At 66.2% G+C, this 18705-nt stretch carries 18 protein-coding genes; 6 read left to right on the top strand and 12 right to left on the bottom strand.

Going from position 1 to position 18705, the window contains the following annotated elements:
* Positions 1-12 precede the first annotated feature (12 nt).
* Positions 13-1365, bottom strand: coding sequence for a hypothetical protein (locus EV191_RS14000; protein WP_132877482.1), 1353 nt, complete (start codon positions 1363-1365; stop codon positions 13-15).
* Positions 1366-1505: 140 nt separating this feature from the next.
* On the opposite strand from EV191_RS14000, the gene EV191_RS13995 reads away from it, so the two are divergent.
* From EV191_RS13995 to EV191_RS13970, 6 genes are all read left to right on the top strand, one after another.
* A complete protein-coding gene (locus EV191_RS13995; RefSeq protein ID WP_132877481.1) occupies positions 1506-2156 on the top strand; it encodes a glycosyltransferase family 2 protein in 651 nt (216 codons plus the stop codon).
* Positions 2153-2824: a TIGR04282 family arsenosugar biosynthesis glycosyltransferase gene (locus tag EV191_RS13990; protein WP_132877480.1), complete on the top strand. Its 672-nt coding sequence runs from the start codon at positions 2153-2155 to the stop codon at positions 2822-2824. The genes EV191_RS13995 and EV191_RS13990 overlap by 4 nt, the downstream gene beginning before the upstream one ends.
* A gap of 14 nt (positions 2825-2838) precedes the next feature.
* Entirely contained in the window at positions 2839-3474 is a 636-nt protein-coding gene (locus EV191_RS13985) for a class I SAM-dependent methyltransferase (protein ID WP_243658955.1), read from the top strand.
* A gap of 3 nt (positions 3475-3477) precedes the next feature.
* The gene (locus EV191_RS13980) at positions 3478-4620 is read left to right on the top strand and encodes a molybdopterin-dependent oxidoreductase (RefSeq protein WP_132877479.1); all 1143 of its coding nucleotides are present in this window, start codon (positions 3478-3480) and stop codon (positions 4618-4620) included.
* Positions 4621-4622: 2 nt separating this feature from the next.
* A complete protein-coding gene (locus EV191_RS13975) occupies positions 4623-5054 on the top strand; it encodes a hypothetical protein (protein ID WP_132877478.1) in 432 nt (143 codons plus the stop codon).
* A gap of 79 nt (positions 5055-5133) precedes the next feature.
* Positions 5134-5823, top strand: a complete 690-nt coding sequence (locus EV191_RS13970) for a GntR family transcriptional regulator (RefSeq protein WP_132877477.1) — start codon at positions 5134-5136, stop codon at positions 5821-5823.
* On the opposite strand, the gene EV191_RS13965 is transcribed toward EV191_RS13970, so the two are convergent.
* The 11 genes from EV191_RS13965 to EV191_RS13915 form a co-directional block, all read right to left on the bottom strand.
* A complete protein-coding gene (locus EV191_RS13965; protein ID WP_132877476.1) occupies positions 5820-7475 on the bottom strand; it encodes an ABC transporter ATP-binding protein in 1656 nt (551 codons plus the stop codon). The genes EV191_RS13970 and EV191_RS13965 overlap by 4 nt on opposite strands.
* Positions 7476-7503: 28 nt before the next feature.
* Entirely contained in the window at positions 7504-8289 is a 786-nt protein-coding gene (locus EV191_RS13960; RefSeq protein ID WP_132877475.1) for a carbon-nitrogen hydrolase family protein, read from the bottom strand.
* 25 nt (positions 8290-8314) lie between these two features.
* Positions 8315-9130 (bottom strand): creatininase family protein, encoded by an 816-nt coding sequence (locus EV191_RS13955; RefSeq protein ID WP_207894531.1) that lies wholly within the window; start codon positions 9128-9130, stop codon positions 8315-8317.
* A 51-nt stretch (positions 9131-9181) separates the two neighbouring features.
* Positions 9182-10051: an ABC transporter permease gene (locus tag EV191_RS13950; RefSeq protein ID WP_132877473.1), complete on the bottom strand. Its 870-nt coding sequence runs from the start codon at positions 10049-10051 to the stop codon at positions 9182-9184.
* Entirely contained in the window at positions 10051-10995 is a 945-nt protein-coding gene (locus tag EV191_RS13945; RefSeq protein WP_132877472.1) for an ABC transporter permease, read from the bottom strand. The genes EV191_RS13950 and EV191_RS13945 overlap by 1 nt, the downstream gene beginning before the upstream one ends.
* Positions 10996-10997: 2 nt before the next feature.
* The gene (locus EV191_RS13940) at positions 10998-12593 is read right to left on the bottom strand and encodes an ABC transporter substrate-binding protein (protein WP_132877696.1); all 1596 of its coding nucleotides are present in this window, start codon (positions 12591-12593) and stop codon (positions 10998-11000) included.
* 491 nt (positions 12594-13084) lie between these two features.
* On the bottom strand, positions 13085-14503 hold the full coding sequence (locus EV191_RS13935) for a trypsin-like peptidase domain-containing protein (RefSeq protein ID WP_132877471.1): 1419 nt from the start codon (positions 14501-14503) through the stop codon (positions 13085-13087).
* Positions 14504-14585: 82 nt separating this feature from the next.
* Positions 14586-15695 carry a galactose-1-phosphate uridylyltransferase gene (gene galT / locus EV191_RS13930; RefSeq protein WP_132877695.1) on the bottom strand — a complete coding sequence of 370 codons (1110 nt, stop codon included), beginning with the start codon at positions 15693-15695 and terminating at the stop codon, positions 14586-14588.
* 5 nt (positions 15696-15700) lie between these two features.
* Positions 15701-16492: a DeoR/GlpR family DNA-binding transcription regulator gene (locus EV191_RS13925; protein ID WP_132877470.1), complete on the bottom strand. Its 792-nt coding sequence runs from the start codon at positions 16490-16492 to the stop codon at positions 15701-15703.
* 60 nt (positions 16493-16552) lie between these two features.
* Positions 16553-17953, bottom strand: coding sequence for a HAMP domain-containing sensor histidine kinase (locus EV191_RS13920; RefSeq protein WP_132877469.1), 1401 nt, complete (start codon positions 17951-17953; stop codon positions 16553-16555).
* Positions 17950-18645, bottom strand: a complete 696-nt coding sequence (locus EV191_RS13915) for a response regulator transcription factor (RefSeq protein ID WP_132877468.1) — start codon at positions 18643-18645, stop codon at positions 17950-17952. Before EV191_RS13915 ends, EV191_RS13920 begins: the two co-directional genes overlap by 4 nt.
* Positions 18646-18705: the final 60 nt, after the last annotated feature.

Here is an 18705-nt window from a genome sequence, read left to right as displayed (position 1 = left end):
CGTTCGCCTACCTCACCACGGGATCCACAGCAGGTGATTCACCGCGAGCGCGACGATGCCCTGCCCTGCCAGCCACCACCGTGCCGAGGCCGCGGGCAGCAGCGCCGTCGCGGGCAGCAGCCATACCGCGAAGGGTAGCCAAATCCGCTCCACCTCGGCCTTGGACAAGCCGGACAGATCCGCGAGCAGGATGGCAACCAGCGCGGCGAGACAGAGCAGCACGACTGGCTTCGCCGCGAAACCACGCACTCGCCACGAGTCCGGCAATCTGGCGAGCACCCGCCGCATCCCGGCAACGGCGGCCGGGCCGATCACCACCAGGACGCTGGCCAGGTTCGCCCACACCCAGTACGCGTACGGTCGTTCCCCACCGAATCCCTGGTAGTACCGCGTGACGAGGGCCTGATAACCGTCGTACCACCAGAAGCCGGCAAGGGCGAAGGCGACGACCACGCTGGCCACCCCGGCCAGCCCGAGTACCAGCGAAGCCGCATCGCGGAACAGCAGCCACGCAACGAATACCAATACGCCAAACAGGACAAGTCCATAGGAAAGGTACAAAGCAAACCCGAGAACCATGCCGGCGGGAAGACACAGTGGACGCCAGCGCCGCGCACCAAACACGAACAACGCCAGCCCTAGCGAGGCCACCCCGGCGAACAGGCCGTCCGCGGATACGCCAACCCAGACCGCGCCAGGAAACAACGCGATGAACGGCAGGCTAGCTCGAGCCTGTTCGCTTGCCCCCAGCTCGCGCATGGTCACAGGTACCGCCACCGCGGTGAGACAACCGATCAAGATGGTCACCAGCCCTGCGGCGCCACCACCGGATAGCCCGAGCCGATCCAGCCAGACGTAACTCAGCGTCGCTCCTGGCGGGTGCCCCGACACATGCGTGGTCCAGAAATCGGGATTATCCAGTGAGATCCGCTCGACGAATGTCCGCAGGAACACCCCGATATCGGTGATCCCCGGCACCTCGTGCAGATACTCGGTCCGATGGGTCAGCCGGTTGACGATCCCTGCCTGCCAACCGTCCACCATGGCCAGTGCAAGCGTCCACGCCACCGCGGCCAGGTAGCCGGCGCCAAGCAGCCGGCGCCAGGACAGTCGCGCGGCGAGCGTCGGCCCCCAGACGACGACGGCGATCAGCAACAGCACGGCCAGCGGGGTTCCCGGACCAAGGTGCGGAGCCAGCCTGCCGTAGATGGGCGGCGCGTTTGCGTGGATGAGCACCCCGGAATCCGGCCGGTTGAGCAGTACGCCAACCACGCTGGCGGTGATCAGCAATACGGCCGCCACCGCGACGGCGATCAGGTCCGCGCGGTGGCCCTGCCGGACGGGCTTGGTTGGAGAGACGACCACGGCCGCACGGTAACCGCTGCGTGCCCGATCGGCAGGCTGTCCGGCAAGCCGTCAGGACTTCGTAAGATCTGCCGCGCCGTCATAATTCGGTAAGCACCACAAGGGTTCTGCGTGCCGCGGCACCGGTCTACGTTCACGATATGCCCATCGATGTCGTGCTCCCGTGTCTCAATGAGGCGGCGGCACTTCCCGGCGTACTCGGCGCCATACCGGACGGCTACCGGGCGATCGTCGTGGACAACGGGTCTACGGACTACTCACCGATGATTGCCGCCCGGCACGGTGCCACCGTGGTACACGAACAGAGCAAGGGTTACGGCGCCGCCGTCCACACCGGACTGCTGCACGCGGAAAGCTCGATCGTGTGCTTTATGGACGCGGACGGTTCACTTGATCCGCACCTGCTGCCTCGACTGGTCGGCCCCGTGGCTACTGGTGGCGCCGATCTGGTCGCTGGCCGGCGGGTACCCACGGTTCGCGAGGCATGGCCGTGGCATGCTCGCGCTGGCAACGCGGTGCTGGCAAGGCTACTGCGCCGCCGCGGCCTTCCGGTGCACGACATCGCGCCGATGCGAGTGCTCCGCAGGCAGGCGCTACTCGACCTGGACGTCCGGGATCGGGCGTTCGGCTATCCGCTCGAGCTTCTGCTGCTGGCCGCGCGGGCCGGCTGGCGAGTCACCGAGATGGCCGTGCCCTACCGGGAGCGCGCCGCCGGTACGACCTCGAAGGTGTCTGGGTCCGTTCGCGGCACGCTGCGCGCGGTCCGGGATATGGCGGCGGTGCTGCGATGAACTGTTGTCTGCTGATCGTGGCGAAGGCACCGGTGCCGGGCAAGGTGAAAACCCGGCTGGTGCCACCGTTGTCACACGAGGCTGCCGCGGAGCTCGCCGCGGCCTGCCTGCTGGACACCATCGACAACGTGCGAGCCACCCCTGGCACGATCCCGGTGCTCGCGCTGACCGGCGATCTGCGCGATGCCTGCCGAGCGGCCGAACTACACGGCGCGCTGGAGAACCTGACGGTGCTGCCGCAGCGCGGCGAAGGGTTAGCCGAACGCCTTGCCAACGCGCACGCCGACCTGACCGCCCAGTTCCCGTGCCTACCGGTGCTCCAGATCGGAATGGACACCCCACAGGCCAGTAGCGAGCTGCTACACCAGGCGGTGCGCGCCCTGGCCGAGCCAGGAACCGATGGCGTGCTCGGGCCGGCAAGTGACGGCGGCTGGTGGGCACTGGGCTTGCGCGCTCCACTTAACGCCGGTGCGCTACACGATGTGCCTATGTCTACTCAGGACACCGGAAAGCACACGCTCGCCGCGCTGGCCAGCTCCGGTCTCCGGATCGGCGCGCTCCCCGAGATTTCCGATGTGGACACCTACGCACAGGCCTTCGAGGTAGCCAGCAAGGCACCATCCTCACGGTTCGCCAACACGCTACTCCGGACGGCGGTCTACCAGTGACCACTGTAGATACTGTGAACGAGGAACCGGACGCCTTCGCCCCAGGACTGCGCGGCAGCCGTTGCTGGTTGGAACTGGCTACCGGTGAGCGCATCGCGATGCCGGTACGACGCTGGCGGGCCGGCCATGGCGCAGGCGACGAACTGCTGCTCAATGCCTGCGCTGGGCCGACGATCGACCTTGGCTGCGGTCCCGGCCGGTTTCTCGTCAAGCTGGCCAGCCGTGGTATCCCAGCACTTGGTATCGATCGCTCACCGATCGCCGTCGAGCTCGCCAGCCACCGTGGCCTTCCGGTACTCAGGCGCAACGTGTTCGATCGGTTACCTGGTGAGGGACGTTGGGCGCATGTACTGCTCGCGGACGGCAATATCGGGATCGGCGGTGATCCTGTCCGGTTACTCCGCAGGGTCGCGGCACTCCTCGCCCCCGGTGGTACCGCGCTCGTCGAACTCGGCTCCCCAGGCACCGGAAGTCAGCGAGCGCTCGCGCGGGTGATCACCGAAACCAGCCGAGGGCAGTGGTTCCCCTGGGCGATGCTCGGCGCCGAGTCGATCCATGCGGTCGCTACCGGGGCCGCGCTGCGGGTGAACCGGATCAGCCATCGTGCCGGCCGGTGGACGGCGGAGCTGGGTAACCAAGGAGTTGGCTAACCGATGAAACGCATCTCCCTGATACCAAGACAATCCCGGTTTCGCGCGGCGGCACACGACGAACGGGTCGCCGCAAAGGTTGGCGTATGGTTGGGCATCGCTTTTCTGGTTTGCTTTGTTACCGGGATGCTCAGCTACGCCATCCAGTATCCGCCGAGCTGGTTCTACTGGCCGAGCAGACCGGTCAACCTCTATCGAGTCACCCAGGGACTACACGTACTGGCTGGTATCGCGGCGATCCCGTTGCTCGCGGCCAAGTTGTGGAGCGTGTTTCCGAAACTGTTCGCGCGCCCAATGGTGCGGTCCCTGCCGCATGCCATCGAACGCGGCTCGATCCTGCTGCTCTCCGGATCGGTGATCTTCGAGCTGGTGACCGGCCTGTTCAATGTCGCGCAGAACTACCCGTGGCGGTTCTTCTTCCCCACCGCGCATCGCGTGGTCGGTTGGCTCGCGGTCGGCGCGATCCTGGTGCATATCGCGATCAAACTCCCGATCGTCCGGCGCGCGCTGAGCAAGGAAGCCAGGGCGGCAAGCAAGGCCACGAACGACCAGCCCAGCCAGGACCGGCGCCGCTTTCTGCGTACCACCTGGCTGGCTACCGGAGTGGCGGTCGCGGCCACCGCGGGCAGCACGGTTCCCTTGCTACGTAACATTTCCCCACTTGCTTGGCGTTCGACGGAGGCACCGCAGGGCGTGCCGGTGAACCGCACGGCCAAGGCAGCGAACGTGATCGGCGCGGCGACGGCGGAGGACTGGCGCCTCGTCGTGCAGGGGTCCGGCAGGGCGCACCAGTTTGGACTGGCCGACCTTGCCGCCTTGCCGCAACGCACCGCCGAGCTGCCGATCGCCTGCGTCGAAGGTTGGAGCCAGTCGGCCAGCTGGACCGGTGTGTCGATCCCGGAACTGCTGCACGCGGTGGGCGCCGCGCCAGGCAGCGAGCTACGGGTGATCTCCATGGAACCTCGTGGCCGCTATGCGCGCAGTACGCTGCCTGGCAGCCATACCGACGACCCGCTCAGTTTGCTCGCACTGCGGGTGAACGGCGAGCGACTCAGCCTCGATCACGGCTACCCGTGCCGGATTATCGCGCCCAACCGGCCGGGTGTACTGCAAACGAAATGGGTACAGCGACTGGTGGTGCAGTAGCAATGCGCTGGCTGTTCGCGATTCTCGGGTTGGCCGCGCTTGGCTACGGCGGCGTGCAGTTCGTCGACTTCCTTTCCGCCGGGTTCGCCGCGAACGGCCCGGTGCTTGGCTGGCTGATCGCCGGCCCGGTGCTGCACGACGCGCTGCTCGCGCCACTGGTTGGCCTGGTCGGGTTGCTCATTACCCGTGCGGTGCCCGCGCGCTGGCGCTGGCCGGTAGGTGCGGCGACAGCGGCCAGTGCGGTACTCGTCTTCCTCGCCGTACCGTTGTTGTGGCGGCCCTACGGCGGGTCGGTCAACCCAGGACTGCACGACGCGAACTACCCCGTCCAGCTGGCCGTGGCGCTCGGCGCGTGCTGGCTGATCGCAATCCTGGTCGGCCTGGTTCGGTCGCTGCTGGCCAGGCGAGCGGCGCGCCATCCCACGACCGGGTGAGCAGACCTCACACCTGTGTATGCACCGCGTATACTTAAGTCGTGATTGTCACAGTAGTGCGTAGCCGGCAGGCCACGCGATGAACGTACCGGCAAGCGAGTCCACCAGCCGGCAGCCAGCAAGGGTGCGGGTGATCGACTGGGTTCGGGACGGTGTGCTGCGGGGCGAGCTCCGCCCTGGTGCCTTCCTGGACGAGGCGGTGGTTTGCGAGGCCGTCGGTGTTTCCCGCACTCCGGTCCGCGAGGCGTTTCACCAGTTGGCCGCGGAGAAGTTCCTGCACCTCACACCGCGCAGAGGGGCGCAGGTCAGCACCGTGACCGCGCGCGACCTCGTCGAGGTGTACGAGATGCGCAAGCTACTCGAAGGGTATGCGGTGCAGACGCTGGTACAGCGCGGTATCGCCCCACCGCCCGAAGTGGACGAACTGTTGGCGATGATGCACGAGCCAGCGCGGGTGCGGCGCTACGCGGCACTCGAGCCCGAGGAACTGTTCGCCAGCAGCGAGCTCAATGTCCGGTTTCACCGGGCGATCGTCGCGGCTACCGGTAACTCGGTGCTCACCGAGCTCTACGACAACCTGCGCTCCCGCCAGCAGCGGGTTTCGGTGAGTGCGGTGCAAGCGCAGCCGGATCGGCTGACCACCATCAACAGGGAGCACACCGCGCTGGTGCAGGCGCTGCGCGACGGGGACGCCGAGGGCGCAACCACGATCCTGCACCGGCACCTGCAACCGGTGGAGACCGTGCTCAGCAAGTTGCCGCCGGCCTAGCGCCGGCGAGCGCGCTGGCCAACCGGGTCCGGCACCGGCGCCGCCCGCACCAGCTGGCGGGTGTACTCCTCGGCGGGTTCGGTCAGGATCCGCGCGCGGTCGCCGGATTCGACGATCTGGCCGTCGCGGAGCACGGTGATCGTGTTCGCCAGCATCTCCACCACCGCCAGGTCGTGGCTGATGAACAGGCAGGAAAAGCCGAGTCTGGACTGAAGTTCGAGGAACAGGTTCAGCACGGTCGCCTGTACTGAGACATCCAGCGCCGAGGTCGGTTCGTCCGCCACAAGCAGTTCCGGCTCCAGCGCGATCGCCCTTGCGATGCCCACCCGCTGGCGCTGCCCGCCGGAAAGTTCGTGCGGGTACCTGCTCGCCCAGCTGCGTGGCAGCTCTACCTGCTCGAGGAGATCACCGACGCGCTGGGTCAACTCGCGACCACTGGCCACCCGGTGCAGCCGTAGCGGCAAGCCGATACTGTCGCCGATCCGCGCGCGTGGGTTCAATGAGGACGCCGGATCCTGAAACACCATCGAGAACCGGCGCCGTAGGGCACGTAGCCGCCGCTCGGAGGCCCTGGTGATGTCCTCACCGCACACCTCAACCGTGCCCGATTCGGCACGCAGCAGGCCCATCGCGCAGCGACCGATCGTCGACTTTCCCGAGCCTGACTCGCCGACCAGCCCCATCACCTCGCCGGCGCGCAGTTCCAGGGACACCCCATTCACGGCAAGGAAACCCGGCCGACCGAAGCGCCCCCGGTAACGCACAACGGTATTGTCGAGGCGCAGGGCAACTGCTGGCTCCTGGTGCGCCGCGGGTGGTGGGTCCACCGGTTCGGAACGTGCGGCCCGGCCGAGATGCGGCACCGCGGCGAGTAGCTTCCTGGTGTACTCGTGTTCCGGTTCGGCGAACAGGGTGTACACATCGGATTGTTCGATTACTTCGCCGGAGCGCATCACCACGACCCGATCGGCGAGTTCGGCAACGACTCCCATATCGTGCGTGATCAACACGATCGCCGAGTTGAGCCGTTTGCGGAGATCCCGCAGCAGGTCCAGGATTTCCGCTTGCACGGTGACGTCCAGCGCGGTGGTCGGCTCATCGGCGATCAACACCTTCGGATCGCAGGAGATCGCCATCGCGATCATCGCGCGCTGCCGCTGCCCACCGGACAGCTGGTGTGGATGGTAATCCACCCGTTTGCCTGGTTCAGGGAAACCAACCAGCTCGAGCAGTTCGATCGCGCGCTCGCGTGCGGCGCGTTTGTCCATATCGGTATGGCAGCGAATCGCCTCGATGATCTGCTGGCCCACCGAGTAGACCGGATTCAGCGCGGTCATCGGCTCCTGAAAGATCATCGCGACCTCGTTGCCACGTACCGCGCCGAGTCCGGTCTCGGGTACCGGAAGCAGGTCCGCGTCGCCGAGCCGGATCCGCCCGGACGTTCGGGCACTGTCCGCGAGCAGATCGAGGACCGACATCGAGCTCACCGATTTGCCCGAGCCGGATTCCCCCACTACGGCCAGAATCTCGCCTGGATACAGCTCGAAACTGACCGACCGCGTCGCGGGCACCCAGGCCTTGTTGACCCGGAAGTCAACCGAAAGGTCGGCAATGCTGAGTACTGGCTCCGGGGAGCTCGCGGTCGCGGTCATCGTTCGCCTCCTGTCCGTCCGGGTCAGTTCAGCCGGCAACCACGCGGAACCGTCGATGGCTCAGCGATGGCACGGTTTCTCGCACCGCGGCGACCCGTGCCGGATCGACGTCGACGACGCCGACACCCGGCCCCGCGCCGAGATCGGTCAGCTGCAGGCCGAGCGGATCGAATGCCGTTGACCTACCGATACAGCGTTCACCGGCTTCCCCGCTGGCAAGCAGGTATGCGGTGTTCTCGATCGCCCGCGCGCGCAGCAGGGTGAACCAGTGCTCCTCCTTGACCGGACCGCGGACCCACGCGGCAGGCAGCAGGAATGCCTGCGCACCGTTGTCGATCAGGGCCCGGAAGATCTCCGGAAAGCGCAGGTCGTAGCAGGTAGCCAGGCCAAACCTGATTCCGTCCACATCGATGGTCACCGGCGCGTTGTCGCCGGGACGCACGTTCTTCGACTCCTGGTAGGCGAAGGCGTCATACAGGTGCAGTTTGTCGTAATGCGCCACGAGTTCACCGTCGGCGAGAACGACCAGGGTGTTGACCGCTCGCTCATCATCTCCAGGGGTGAAACTGCCCGCCACGATGGTGATTCCGTGTGCTGCCGAGGATTTCGCCAGGTCTCGGGCGAACTGGCCATCCAGCGGTTGTGCATGCGGGGCTACCGGCTGATGCGCCTCGGGCAGCCGGACAAGTGCCGCCTCGGGCGCGACAAGTATCTTGGCGCCCTGTTCTGCCGCCTGCTCGGCGAACCTGTCTATCTCGGCGGCATTGGCCACCGGGTCGTCGCCCGCACCGAACTGGCAAAGCGCTACTCGCATAATGTCTCGCTCCCATCGCCTCGACTCAGCTAGCCCGCGCCGAGCTAGTGTCCCTGGTGTTCTTGTCGTACTCGCGAACGAACGCGACGCAGAACCCGACTACCCGGTCGATCCACACCTTGCCGATTTCCGGGTTCGCGGCGTGTACGTCGCCGGTGACGCCGCTTGCGCTCACCTCGGAGAAGTCCCAGAAGACGGTGCCGGTGATCGGCTGGCCCGGAATATGTGCCTCGGTGTAGCTGGCCGGTTGCCAGCCGTTCAGCTCCCGCATCCCGCCGGTCGTGACCCGGTCGGACTGAACCTGGTCGGGGAAGATCGCGAGCATCGCGGAGTGCTCCGGCTCCGCGCCGTGCCCGTAGACCTTGCTCGCGTCGTCGTAAACGTCGCGCATAAGCGAGTAACCAAGTGACCATGGATATACGTGTCCAATGAGTACGCCAAGGTCGCGCCGGGCGTCGACCGCGGCCGAGGAAGCTGGACCGACGTTACCGCCATTGTTGTTGACAAGAACGATACGGCGAAATCCCGAATCCACCAGGGTCGCGATGATCTCGTAGATCGCGGTACGCAGCGTTTCCGCGCTCAGCGACAGATTTCCTGGGTATCCGCGAAAGGTTGGCGAATGACCGTAGTTCAATGGCGGGGCGACCAGAACATCCAGCTCGTCGGCAATCCGGTGGGCTACCCAGTCCGCGACGATCGAATCCTCGTGGATCGGCAGATGCGGCCCGTGCTGCTCGATCGCGCCAATCGGCACCAGCACGACCGGGTTCTCTTCGGCGGCTTCGGTGACCTCCGTCCAGCTCATCTTGCCAAGCTCCGGTGTACGAAACTTTGTCACTGCTGCTCCTTCTCTCGCTGCCATACCGTCCACTTCGTAGCTATCGGCTGATCAGGATTGACCTCGCCGGGGATCAAGCACATCGCGCAGGCCATCGCCGACCACGTTGAGCGCGAGCACGATCGCCACGATCACGATCGCGGGGAAGATCAGCAGGCTTGGCTGTACCTCGAGGAAGTCGCGTCCCGCGCCAACCATGGTGCCGAGGGAGGGCAGCGGGGGTTGCGCGCCGAGCCCCAGAAAGCTCAGTCCCGCCTCGATCTGGACCGCGAAGCTCAGCGAAAGGCTGCCTTGCACGATGATCGGCGCCGTCACGTTGGGCAGTACGGTACGGAACATGGTCCGGGTACTGCTCGCCCCGAGCACCCGGTCTGCCTGTACGTACTCCGCTTCCCGCAACGAAAGTACCTGGGTGTAAACCACCCTGGTGAACCGAGGGATGTACAGGATGCCGATTACGATGACGACGTTGCGCAGCTCTGGACCCAGGATCGCGACGGCGGCGATGGCGAGCACGATCGGCGGGAAACTCAGCAGGATATCGATACCACGCATGATGACGACCGACAACCAGCCACCGCGAAAGCCCGCGACCAGCCCGAGAAAGACACCGGCCGCGCCGGCGACGAGCACCGCGAGCACCGCCACCAGCATGGACGTCCGCACGCCGACGATCAGCCTGGACAGCACGTCGCGGCCGAAGTCATCGGTGCCAAGAACGCCGGCGTTGGTCAGTGGAAGATCGATTTGCGCGCGGTAGTCCGCCGGCGCCAGCCAGGGCGCGAGCAGTACCAGCAATCCGATAATGGCGAGAAAACCGCCCGCGATGAGCACCCGCGGATTGCGTAGGCAGCGCCCGAAAGCGCCGATGCGCACCGGATCGAACCCGACGGCATCCTTCTGGTCCGGCAGGGTCGTCATCAGACACTCTCCGCTCGGGGGTCGAGGGCGCGGACGGTGATATCGGCGATCAGGTTGACCACGATGACGATCGTCGCGGTGGCAAGTACCACGGCCTGGATCACCGGATAGTCCCGCACGGTGACCGCGTTCATCAGCAGCGAGCTCATCCCCGGCCACCCGAAGATGCTCTCTACCAGCACGGTGCTGCCGATCAGCGTTGTGAGCTCCACACTGGACACCGAGACGATCGGCAGCATCGCGGCACGCAGCGCATGCCTGCGTACCACGTGTTTCTCGCGCAGGCCTTTGGCGCGGGCGGTGCGCACATAGTCCGCGCTGAGGGTTTCCAGCATGGCCGATCGAGTCATCCTGGCTACCACCGCCGTTGATGCCGCGGTGAGCGTGAGTACCGGAAGTAGCAGTACCCGTAGATGAGTGAGCGGGTCTTCGGCGAAGGAGACGAACCGTTCCGGTGGCAGCACCGGCCACCACACGCCAAGTACCAGCAGTAGCAGGGTGCCGAGCACGAAAACCGGGAGGGAGATGCCGAGGATCGCGCCGCCGGTGACGATATGGTCGATTGCCTTGTTCGCCTTGGTCGCGGCCAATCGACCGAGGGGGATACCGATCGCCATGGCCAGTGCGAGCGCGAGCAGCACGAGTTCGAGTGAGTTACCCATCCGCACCGGCAGGTCCTCGAGTACGGTGCGCCCGCTGATCAGCGAGACGCCGAGGTCGCCGCGAAGCAGGTTGCCCCAGAATCCGAAGTACTGTTCCCACTGTGGCGCGTCCAAGTTCATCAGTTCGCGTACTTGGGCCACTTGATCCTCGGTGGCGTTGTCACCAAGCACTGCCCTTGCCGGATCGCCGGGGATCAGCCGGGCCAGCAGGAAAACGATCGTGCCGACCACGAACAGCTGGATCAGTGCCAGCCCGGCGCGGCGCGCGAGAAATGTTCGCATGGCTACCTTTCCAGCCAGGTCCGACGCAGACTGGTCTGTGTCCAAGCCCCCTTGGGTGGATGCCGGAAGCCCCGGACGTAGTCGTGGTGCGCCTCGCCCTGCTCTCGCCGAACCGTGTAGGTCATCGGCATCAGGTCGAGTACCCGTTTCTCCAGTTCGTAGTAGAGCTCCTCGCGTAAGCCGTCGTCGGTGGCTCGCCTGGCCTGCGCGAGCAGCGAATCGACCCGTTCATCGGAGAAGTCCAGATTCGTGGCGAACGAACCGCCCGTGCCGACAAAATCTCTTAACGCGTCCGGATCGCCGTAGGACGGCGCGGACCCCCAGGAATGCACCGGAAACGTCTTGGCGGACACGGTTTCCCGGAAAGACAACCACTCCTGCCGGACGAGCTGAACATCGATACCCGCCGCGCGAAGCCCCGGCAGCATCGCTTCCGCCGGCCGGGAGATCACCGAGTAGCTGCTGGTAGTGACCACCGGAAGCGTGAGATTCCGTCGACCTGCCTTGCGGAGTAGGAACTTCGCCTGATCAGGATCGTGCTCAACCGTGCCGGCCAGCCGGCGTGGGTAGCTGGCGATCTCCGGGGAGATCAGCGAGCCAGTCATGGTCTCGCCGTTGCCAAGGAACGCGGTGTCCAGAATCGACTGGCGATCAAGGGCAAGCGCGACGGCTTTGCGCACCCGCACATCGTCGAATGGTGGCTTGCTCGTCACGAACCCGACCCAGCCGAAGCCAAAGGTATTGTCCGAGACGAGGCGCAGTTTGGGATTACTCTGGATCACCCCGAAGTGCGTGGCCGGCACGTAATCGATCATGTCCACTGTGGCCGAACGAAGGGCGGTCACCCTGGCGTAATCGTCCTCCATCGGCACGAACTGGATCGCGTTCAGATAAGGCAGCTCAGGCACGAAGTAGTTGTCGAACCGGCGGAAGGTCAAGCTGACGCCGGGAATCCGCTCTTCGAAGCGGAACGGCCCGGTGCCCATCATCGTCGTTTTCGGATCGACCCCGGAATTGATCCATGCTTCGGAGACCACGTTCGCGCTCGGCGAGGCAAGCGCGGACGGCAGCGCGGCATTTGGCTCGCGCAGCCGAAACAGCACGGTGTCGCGGCCGGTGGCGCGAACTTCCTCGAGCCCGTCCAGCAGCGGCCCTGCGCTGGCCGCGGTTGCCGGATCCAGCATCCGGCGGAACGAGAAGACCACATCGCTTGTGGTCATCCGGGATCCGTCGTGGAAGTACACCTCGGGGTGCAGCCGGACCTGGTAGGTGCGCTCATCGACCCAGCCGTGCTCGGCGGCCAGATCTCCGACGATCTCGCCCTCGTCGTCGTAGGCGAGCAGCCCGTTGTAGCAGAGCTGGCACACCACGTCGGCCGCCGCGCCCGAGGTGACATGCGGCTCGAAGTTGGAAGGATCGGTGGAAAGTCCGTACCGCAGTACGCCACCCCGGCTCGGCTCGCCCGCCGCGGCCGGCGTGACGTTGTCCAGCGCGGGGTCCAGGCCGGTGCCATCACCGCAGCCGCCAAGTACCACGGCCCCAGCGGCTACCGCGCTGGCTCGAAGGAATGCACGACGGCTCTGGATCCATGGACTCATCGGCGCGGGCTCCTTGAGCGATGCCAACCACGAGCAAGGTATTCTCTATGTATACGTGGTGTACATCTGTCGGTCAAGGCTGGTTAGTGTCCCGAGCCAGCGTTCGTTCGCGGATTTCGATGACCGCCGACGCCCGGCGACCACGCTCTGAAGGGAAACGTCGGCAAGCGGTGGGGCTCCCCGAACCGCAATCTTTAGGGATCTTGTGGCTACCGGACGCGGCAGATTCGGTGACGTCCCGTGTTCGCGTTCTGAAGAGAAACCGTTAGTGAGGGGCGCGGTAGCCGGGGTCCGTTGAATCGCATTCCTGAGGGATCCTGGAGTGACTGGGTGTGACCGCGTTCTTTAAGGTTAACGAGCTAACGCTGGTCGCAGGCGCCCCGAACCGCAATCTTTAGGGATCTTGCGGTGACCGGGCTCCGCGCATAAGAACGCGGGCAGGGCGTTGGATGCCCTGCCCGCGTTTTCCGGATTACCGGATGACGTTGCGACTAGCCCCCGACCCGCTGGCCGCCCAACGTCACGTCGATCGTGTTCGAATCACCGACCGTGAGAGTTACCTTGTCCCCTGGCGCATTCGAGCGCACCGCCGCGACGAGCGCGTCCGCGCTGTCGATCGATCGATTGTCTACTTTGGTCACAACGTCCCCGGACTTCAAGTCGGTTCCCGAGGCGGGTTCGCCCGTCACGTCGCCAATCAGCGCGCCACCGTTGGGCCCGTCGGTAACGCTGACCCCGAGCACTGTCTGCGTCGCATACCCTTTGTCGATGATCTCCTCGGCGGTGCGTCGAGCCTGGTCGATCGGGATGGCGAAGCCGATACCCACTGACCCCGCACTGGACTGGGACGCGGATCCGGGGCTGTAGATCACCGAGTTGATCCCGATGACCTGGCCCTTCATGTTCACCAGTGGGCCACCGGAGTTTCCAGGGTTGATCGCCGCATCGGTCTGTACGGCATCGAGCACGGTTGCCTGAGTGCCGTCCTGCCCGCCCGCGCGGACCGGACGCTGCAACGAGCTGACGATCCCGGAGGTCACCGTGCCGGACAGCTCGTAGGGCGAGCCGATCGCCACTACCTGCTGGCCAACGTTCAGATCATCGGAACGACCAAGATCGGCTGGGGTCAGGTTGTCCACCCCTTCGACCTTGACCACGGCAAGGTCGGCATTCGGGTCGGTGCCAACAACCTCAGCCGAAGCCCTGGTCCCGTCGTGGAACACCGCCTGGATCGCGCCGCCCTGCTTCGCCCCTTCCACCACGTGGTTGTTGGTGAGCAGATAACCGTCGGTGCTGATCACGAACGCGGAGCCTTCCGAAGCTCCCTGCGCGCCCTGCACTTGCAACTGGGCGACGCTCGGGGTGACCTTCTGCGCCACCGATTCGATCGAACCTTCCGGGGCATCGGATGCCTGCCTCGCCGGCGGAGGCGTATCGAGTGAACTGACCGAGGGGCCGCCGGAGTCGCCGAACAGCTGGCCGCCGAGCGCACCTGCCGCCCCACCGACCACCAAGGCGAGCGCCGCGACCCCGGCGACGAGCTTCGTCCTGCCGCTCAGCTGGGTCGAACCGCCGGGACGACCGCCCGGCATACCGGTTGACATCTGGTACCCGGGCGGCGGGGGCGGCGCCGCCCCCGGTCCGTACGAACTGCCCGGTAGTCGCCCGGTTCCCTGCGGGCCTATGCGGTAGATCCCCGAAGGGGGTGTGGCCGCCGGATCCGGCTCGGGCGGCTGCTGACCTTCCGGGGCAGGTTGCCGCGCGGCCTGCCCCGCCGCTGACCACGGACTCGCATCCGCCGCCTCGGCGGTGCTGCCGCTGGCAGGACCGCCCAGACCACCCTGATCTGTCCGCTCGGCCGGCGCATCGCGGCCGTCGAACTCCTGCTCGCCAGCATCTTTGTCGCTCATGTAACCACTGTGCATCCGTGCCCTGAGAGCTTGCTGAGCTCTTGCTTGGGTTTTTACTGAATTTCCGACTTACCTGTCCGAGCTACCTGTCCCGCACGGTACGCCGATCACCTGCCGCACGCAGGCGCTGGGCCATCTGTTCCGGTGTCGTGTCGTTGATCCACACCGCCATACCGGATTCCGAACCGGCCAGATATTTCAGCTTGTCCTTGGCGCGCAGTACCGAAAGCACTTCGAGGTGCAGCCAACTCAGTTCCTGTTCGGACTGTACCGGCGCTTGGTTCCAGCCTGCGACATAGGGCAGTGGTCGACCGTAGAGGCCGTCCAGCATGCCCAGCAACGCGAGGTAAACCTCGGCGAAATCGTCCCGCTCGGCCTGGGTCAGCGCGGGCAGATCCGGCACCTGACGGTGTGGCGCGAGCAGTACATGCACCGGCCAGCGCGCGGCGGGTGGCACGAAAGCCGTCCAGTGCGCCGAGGAAACCAGCACACGCTGCCCATGGGCCCGTTCGGCGGCAAGCAGATCACCGAAAACGGCCCTGCCGGTGTCCCGCCGGTGGTCGCGCGCGACGGCAAGCATCCGCTCGGTTTTCGGGGTAGTGAACGGGTATCCGTAAATCTGTCCGTGCGGGTGATCGAGGGTTACCCCGATCTCGGTACCCCTGTTCTCGAAGGGATACACCTGGCGCACGCCGGGCACCTCGGCTAGTGCCTCGGTGCGGTCTGCCCACACGTCCAGCACGGTACGTACCCGCCGCGGGCTGAGCTCGCCGAAGGACCTGTTGTGGTCACTGGTAAAGCAGACCACCTCGCACCGGCCGATCCCACCGGCGCTCGGCACGAGCGGCGACCCTTCCACAGTGGACCCAACGGCCGGCACGCCTTGCGCGAAAGAAGGGAACCGGTTCTCGAAAACTACTACGTCGTAGTCGCTCTCCGGGATCTCCGTTGCCGAACCAGGCCGGCTAGGACACAGCGGACACGCGTTGGCCGGTGGGCGGTAGGTCCTTGTCTGACGATGCGCGGCCAGCACGACCCACTCCCCAGTCAGCGGGTCGCGGCGGATTTCCGTGCCCGGACGCACTGGCGGGAGATCCCTGGTGTCCTCGGTGCTGCGCGGCTGGCCGGATGGTTCCTCGTCGTAGTAGATGATCTCGCGGCCATCCGCGAGTGTTCGAACCGTGCGACGCACCCTGCTCATGCCCCACCCGACTCGCCGACCGGCGCGAGCACCAGCTCCCCAACCTGCTCGGTCAACGCCTGCCGCGCGTCCTCGGCCAGCTCGTCATCGCTGACCACCACGTTCGCCTCGGCAAGTTCGGCGATCGTGGAAATTCCGATGGTGCCCCATTTAGAGCTGTCCGCGAGCACGACCAGCCGGCTCGCGGCGTCCACAAAGGCGCGATCGGTCTCGCTTTCCATCAGATTCGGCGTGGTGAAGCCAGGGCCGGCGGCTATGCCATGCACGCCAAGGAAGACCAGATCCAGGTGCAGCCGGCGCAGGCCATGCACGGCCACCGGGCCAACAAGGGCATCCGAGGGAGTGCGCACGCCCCCGGTGAGCACGACGGTCCGGTCGGTCTGGCTGGCGGCCTGCAGTACGTCGGCGACCCTGATCGAATTGGTGACCACGGTCAGGCCGGGTACGGCGTCGAGGAACCGGGCGAAGGTCCAGGTCGTGGTTCCCGCGGAGATCCCGATCGCGGTTCCCGGCCGAACCAGTTCGGCGGCGGCTGCCGCGATCGCCTCCTTCTGCGCCAGCTGGCGTACCGACTTCGCCTCGAACCCCGGCTCGTCGGTGCTCCGCCCGGCGACGGCGGTCGCGCCGCCGTACACCTTCTCCAGCATTCCCCTGCCGGCGAGGACGTCGAGATCCCTGCGCACGGTCATATCGGAGACGCCGAGCCGTTCGACAAGTTCAGCGACCCGAACCGCGCCGGTCCGGCGCACCTCGTCCAGGATCACCGCCTGCCGCTGCCGAGCGAGCACCAAACCTCCCCACTGGATCACTACAAACTAATCAAAATTCTACACAATCAAACACGGAGATTAGCTGGGTGCGCCGGGCAACCAGAGGGTGAACAGTGCGCCACCATCCTCGGCCGAACCGACCTGCACGGTGCCACCGTGCCGCCGGGCGGCCAGCTGCACTATCGCAAGGCCGAGACCTGAGCCGGGCATCGTACGTGCCTCGGACGAGCGGTAGAACCGGTCGAAAACCCACGGCCGGTCGGCCTCCGCGACGCCCGGCCCCGAGTCAGCCACGTCCAGCCGAGCGCTGCCTGGCCCGGTCGGGGTCAACCCGACTCGAACCACCGAACCGGGTGGGCTGAACTTCACCGCATTGTCCAACAAGTTCAGCACCGCGCGTTCAAGCACACTCGAGTCACCGTTCAACGACCATGGGTGCAGGGTTACTTCGAACCGCACGTCCCCGGCGCGCCGGCGCGCGCGGTCCAGCGCCCGTTCCACCACCTCGGCCAGTTCCAGCCGCTCGAACTCCGCACGCGGCGCATCCTCTCTGGCCAGCTCCACCAGGTCACCGATCAGCTGGGTGAGCTCGTCCAGCTGACCACGGACGTCGGCGTCGAGTTCCGCACGGTCCGCATCGGACAGTCGAGGCGAGTCGGCTGCCTGGGCGGCGACCAGCAACTCGATATTCGTACGCAGCGAGGTAAGCGGGGTGCGCAGCTCGTGCCCGGCATCGGCGACGAGCTGCTGCTGACGCGCGCGGGATTCGGCGAGCGCGCCGAGCATGGTGTTGAAGCTTTGCGTCAGCCTGGCCAATTCATCATCGCCGGTCACCGGGATCGGCCGCAGTTCGCCGGTGCGCGCCACGTGTTCGGTCGCCTGATTCAGCCGCTGGACCGGTCGCAGCCCACCGCGGGCGACCGCCATCCCGGCAAGGGTGGCCAGGATGATGCCGGCGCCGCCGACCAGTACCAACACGATGGCGAGTTTGCCCAGCGCGGTGCGGGTTGGCCCGAGGGGTTGCGCCACGACCAGCGCGAGACCGTCCTCGTAAGCCACGGCCAGCACCCTGGTGTCCGATCTGGTGTCGGTGCGCAGCGAATGATCATCCGCTCCCGCCGCGACCAGGCGTTCCTCGTTGCCGATCGGCGGCACGCTCTGGCCGACGTCCACCGCGCTCTGCCCGCCCGGGTCGATCAGCGCGAACTCGGTATCCGTGAGCGAAAGGAAGGCCGCGGGAAAGCGCTGGGTCTGCGACTGAGCCATCGTCCGGTCCTGCAACGCGTTCTGCGCCCGCCGTTCCAGCGTGTCGTCGAGTTGTTGGTACAGATTGGTCTGCACGGTGACGAACGCGGCGGCCGAAACCAGCGCGACCGCGCAGGCGACACACAGGGTGGCGAGCAAAGTGACCCTGCGACGCAGTGAGAACCGCAGCTGTTGTCCGATACCCGGCGCGGTCTGCGTCGAAGCTTCACTCACGGTGGCGTCTCGCGCAGTACATATCCCACGCCACGCACGGTGTGGATCAGGCGCGGTTCGCCTTCTGCCTCGGTCTTGCGGCGCAGGTAGCCGACGTAAACCTCAAGGGCGTTGCCCGAGGTTGGAAAGTCGTAGCCCCACACCTCTTCCAGGATGCGGGTCCGGGTCAACACCTGTTTCGGGTGTGCGAGCAGCAGTTCGAGCAGGGTGAACTCGGTGCGCGTGAGGCTGATCGGCCGGTCTCCCCTGTGCACCTCCCTGGTGCCCGGATCGAGGCGCAGGTCGGCGAAGCTCAGTTCCGCCGCGGGCGCCGTGTCGGCACCGCTGTCTGGCGTGGATCGGCGCAGCAGCGCACGCAGTCTGGCGAGCAACTCCTCGAGCGCGAACGGCTTGGGGAGGTAGTCGTCGGCGCCCGCGTCCAGCCCGGCAACTCGGTCGGAGACCGTTTCACGCGCGGTCAGCACCAAGATCGGCAGGTCATCGCCGGTGCCGCGGAGCCGTCTACAGACTTCCAGGCCGTCCAGTCGTGGCATCATCACGTCGAGCACCATCGCATCCGGCCGGTCCACGGACACCGATTCGATGGCTTGCTGACCGTCGGCGACCAGCTGCACGGTATAGCCGTTGAACTCCAGCGAGCGGCGAAGCGACTCGCGAACGGCCCGATCGTCGTCGACAACAAGGATGCGCATGGCTCTAGTGTTACCCCTCGCCCTGAGCTGAGCCTGAGAGAGCGAGCTTGGCTTTAGAAG

Origin of the sequence: Tamaricihabitans halophyticus (assembly GCF_004340875.1) — a bacterium.
In the GTDB taxonomy this organism is placed as follows: Bacteria; Actinomycetota; Actinomycetes; order Mycobacteriales; family Pseudonocardiaceae; genus Tamaricihabitans; species Tamaricihabitans halophyticus.
This window is presented reverse-complemented; position numbering and strand designations above follow the sequence as displayed.